The organism is Thermanaeromonas sp., from assembly GCF_021890735.1.
Taxonomy (GTDB): domain Bacteria; phylum Bacillota; class DSM-521; order Neomoorellales; family Neomoorellaceae; genus Thermanaeromonas.
In genome coordinates this window covers 1-3,580 of record NZ_JAKKUR010000123.1, presented here as the reverse complement: position 1 = coordinate 3,580, position 3,580 = coordinate 1, and the positions used below count along the sequence as shown (strand labels likewise).

The 3,580-nt window shown below is 50.9% G+C and carries 3 protein-coding genes and 1 pseudogene; all 4 read left to right on the top strand.

Features of this window, described 5'->3' with window-relative positions; all coding sequences use genetic code 11:
• Window positions 1-393: pseudogene (locus L5656_RS10975) on the top strand (shikimate dehydrogenase); the annotation flags it as partial.
• 119 nt (window positions 394-512) lie between these two features.
• Complete coding sequence (locus L5656_RS10970) at window positions 513-1,535, top strand: tripartite tricarboxylate transporter substrate binding protein (protein WP_297202891.1); 1,023 nt, start codon at window positions 513-515, stop codon at window positions 1,533-1,535.
• Window positions 1,536-1,553: 18 nt separating this feature from the next.
• Window positions 1,554-2,018: a tripartite tricarboxylate transporter TctB family protein gene (locus L5656_RS10965; RefSeq protein ID WP_297202889.1), complete on the top strand. Its 465-nt coding sequence runs from the start codon at window positions 1,554-1,556 to the stop codon at window positions 2,016-2,018.
• Between the two features lie 12 nt (window positions 2,019-2,030).
• Window positions 2,031-3,542, top strand: a complete 1,512-nt coding sequence (locus tag L5656_RS10960) for a tripartite tricarboxylate transporter permease (protein WP_297202888.1) — start codon at window positions 2,031-2,033, stop codon at window positions 3,540-3,542.
• Window positions 3,543-3,580: the final 38 nt, after the last annotated feature.

Genomic DNA, 3,580 nt, shown 5'->3' with positions numbered 1-3,580 from the left:
GGCGCGGTGGTCTGCGATGTAGCCCGGCCGCGGGATGTGTCCCGGCGGGTGGCGGAGGAAAGGGATGATGTGCTGGTTATTGAAGGTGGAGTGGTAGAGGTACCGGGGGAAGTTGATTTTCACTTTAACTTCGGCTACCCGCCCGGCCTGGCCTACGCCTGCATGGCCGAGACCATGATTTTAGCCCTGGAAGGCCGGCTGGAGAGCTTTACTTTGGGCCGTGACTTAACGGTAGAGCAAGTGGATGAGATAAGCCGCCTGGCCCGCAAGCACGGTTTCCGCCTGGCGGGTCTTAGGAGCTTTGAGCGGCCGCTACCGGAGGAGAAGATCTTGGCCGTTCGAGAGCGGGCTAAAAAGAAGTTGGCAGCGTCACCTTCTCACCTGGGGGGGTGAGACTTCTACTTGTGAATTTTTTTGCTTTACCAGGAGGATTTTCAAAAGGCTTGTCGAATTTATGTATTAGTGGTAAGACCACTGAACTCATATACTTACATAAGGAAGGGAGGAGGTTTATGAACAAAAAGGCGGGCTTAACTAAAATTAAAAGGAAAACAAAGCTTCTAATTTTAGCACTAGTAGCAGGACTCCTTATAGGAGTAACTGCAGGTTGCTCTAAAGGGCAACAAGCTACTCCGAAAGAAAACTATCCTACTAAACCCATTACTTACCTAATTTGCTTTGACCCTGGTGGCCAGTCGGATCGCGAGGCGCGGCGGCAGCAACCTTTGTTGGAGAAGATTTTGGGCCAGAAGGTGGTCATAGATTATAAAGTAGGAGGAGGCGGGGCAGTAGGCTGGAGCGAGCTTGCTCGTTCCAAACCCGATGGCTACACCATCGCCGGATTTAATCTACCTCATATAATCCTGCAACCTATGCAGCAGCAGACGGGTTATACTACAGAACAAATAGTACCCGTAGCCCTCTTCCAATCTACACCTTTAGGTCTGGCTGTGCTAAAGACAAGCCCTTATGATACTCTTGAGGAGTTTTTGGAGGAAGCCAAAAAGAGACCCGGACAGATCTCGATAGGAGGCTCAGGGACCTTCTCCGGTCATCAGTTCGCTACCATGAGGTTGGAAAAGCTGACGGGTACGAAGTTTAAATATGTACCCTTTACCGGGGCGGCACCTCAGATTACTGCTTTCCTGGGCGGCCATGTGGACGCTATCTTCGGTAACTCTGATGACCTTGTGAAGCATAAAGATCAGATACGTCTCTTGGCCTTTGCAGGAAACGAGAGGTTTGAGGCCTTCCCTGATGCCCCTACCTTTAAGGAGAAAGGCATTGACCTGGTAGAGAGTATAGACCGCGGGGTGGCCGTACCGCCGGGTACTCCCGACCACGTAATTAAGAAGCTCGAAGAGGCCTTCCTACAAATAGCTCGCGATCCAGAAATCCAGGCCCAGATGAAGAAGGAAGGTTTCGTTCCTTTAGCCATGGGGCATGAAGAATGTAAAGCTCACATAGCAAAACTAACCCAAATATACAAGGCGCTGGCGGATGAGCTCAAAGCTCAACCTAACTCCCAAAAGTAACAAGAAGAGGGATCCTAAGTGCGTACGCAGCGTGCAGCAGACATAACCAGTGGTCTGGCACTTGCAATCTTGGGCGTTGTATCCCTTATGGCCTCCTTGTCTATCCACGGGGTCACGGGGGAGCACTTGCACCCCCGTACCCTCCCCCTCCTACTAAGCTGGATAGTGTTGGGTGCGGGGCTTCTTCTTTCAATCTTAAGCTGGGCCAATCGGAGCAAAGATAAGCCCGTTGACTGGCCCGAATCGGCGGGCCTCAAACGGATATTAGTTACCTTACTGAGTATTGTTATATATTTAGTCTTATTGGAACCTCTAGGATTTTCTTTAAGTAGCTTTGTTTTCATTACTTTTTTAACCTGGTATTTGGGACGTTATCGGTGGTTTGTATCCTTAGGCTTAGGAATACTGGCGGGGAGTGCTATCTCCTTCGTATTTATCCATTTCTTGGGGCTAACCTTGCCTACAGGTCCCCTAGGGTGGTAGGAGGCAGGAAATATGGAATTTGCTTGGACTCTTCTCTGGCAGGGTTTTAGCCAGGCACTGACGCCGATGAACATTTTGTACGCGCTACTGGGCTGCCTAGTAGGTACTCTGGTCGGAGTTTTACCGGGCATTGGACCCACTTCGGCCATCGCTATTCTTTTACCCCTGACGACTATTTTACCACCTGTACCGGCTATTATCATGATGGCGGCCATATACTACGGGGCCATGTACGGCGGCTCCACTACTGCTATTGTGGTTAACATCCCTGGAGAAGCCTCTTCGGTGCCCACGGCTTTAGACGGATTCCAGCTTGCCCGGCAGGGCAGGGCCGGAGCTGCCTTGGGTATTTCTGCCATATCTTCCTTTGTGGCGGGGACGATAAGTTTAGTAGGGCTAACCTTTTTTGCCCCCACACTGGCCAGCGTGGCCTTAGCCTTTGGCCCGCCTGAATATTTTGCCCTTATGTTTATGGCCTTAAGTCTAGTTGTTAGCCTGTCTGGCAAAGCACTACTTAAGGGCTTGATCGCGACTGCTATAGGCTTGCTGGTGGCTATGGTGGGATTGGATCCCTTGACCGGAGAGGCACGGCTTACCTTTGGTTCAGTTTCCCTCATGGCCGGGGTCAATTTTATCAGTGTGATAATCGGTTTATTTGCCATTGGTGAGGTGTTAGTAAATATAGAAAGGGCAGCCAGTCATATTTATGAAACTAAGATACGTAATTGGTTGCCCACCTTAGAAGACATAAAGCAGAGTTTGGGAGCCATGTTGCGTTCCTCGGTTATAGGCTTTTTCCTGGGGCTTTTGCCCGGATGTAGCCCGGCGGTGACTACCTTTGTGGCTTACGATGTAGAAAAAAAGGTGTCTAAGCGGCCGCACCTTTTCGGCCGGGGCGCCATTGAAGGGGTAGCCGCAGCTGAAGGAGCTAACAATGCTACTTGTAGCGGTGGGTTCGTGCCCCTATTTTCCTTCGGTATCCCTTCTGGACCTGCCCTGGCAGTATTGCTGGGCGGGTTTATGATGTACGGGCTTCAGCCCGGGCCCATGCTCTTTAAGGAAAACCCGGATCTGGTGTGGGCAGTAATTGCCAGCATGTATATAGGTAACTGCATATTGTTGATCCTAAACTTACCTTTGGTGGGCTTGTGGGCACGCATAGCCTTGATTCCCTTCCCGATACTAGGTCCACTGATCATCCTTTTCTCGGTCATAGGCGCCTACAGCGTGCGGTTCTTGATGTTCGATGTGTGGGTGGCCCTTCTTTTCGGCATTATAGGCTACCTTATGCGCAAGCTGGGCTACCCCCTTGCCCCCATGGTTTTGGCCACTGTTTTAGCCCAGATGCTGGAGACTTCCCTTAAACAATCCCTGGTACTTTCCGGGGGCTCTCCTTTTATCTTCTTTACCCGTCCCATCTCGGCAAGCTTCATAGCTTTAGCTCTCATAATGATCGCTTGGGGATTATGGCTAAACTTCCGGGGCCGGGGAGCAGAACTAGCCGCTGATGACGGGGAAGCTTGACTTTGTAAGGCTCCCGTGCAACCTTTAAAAGTTGGGGG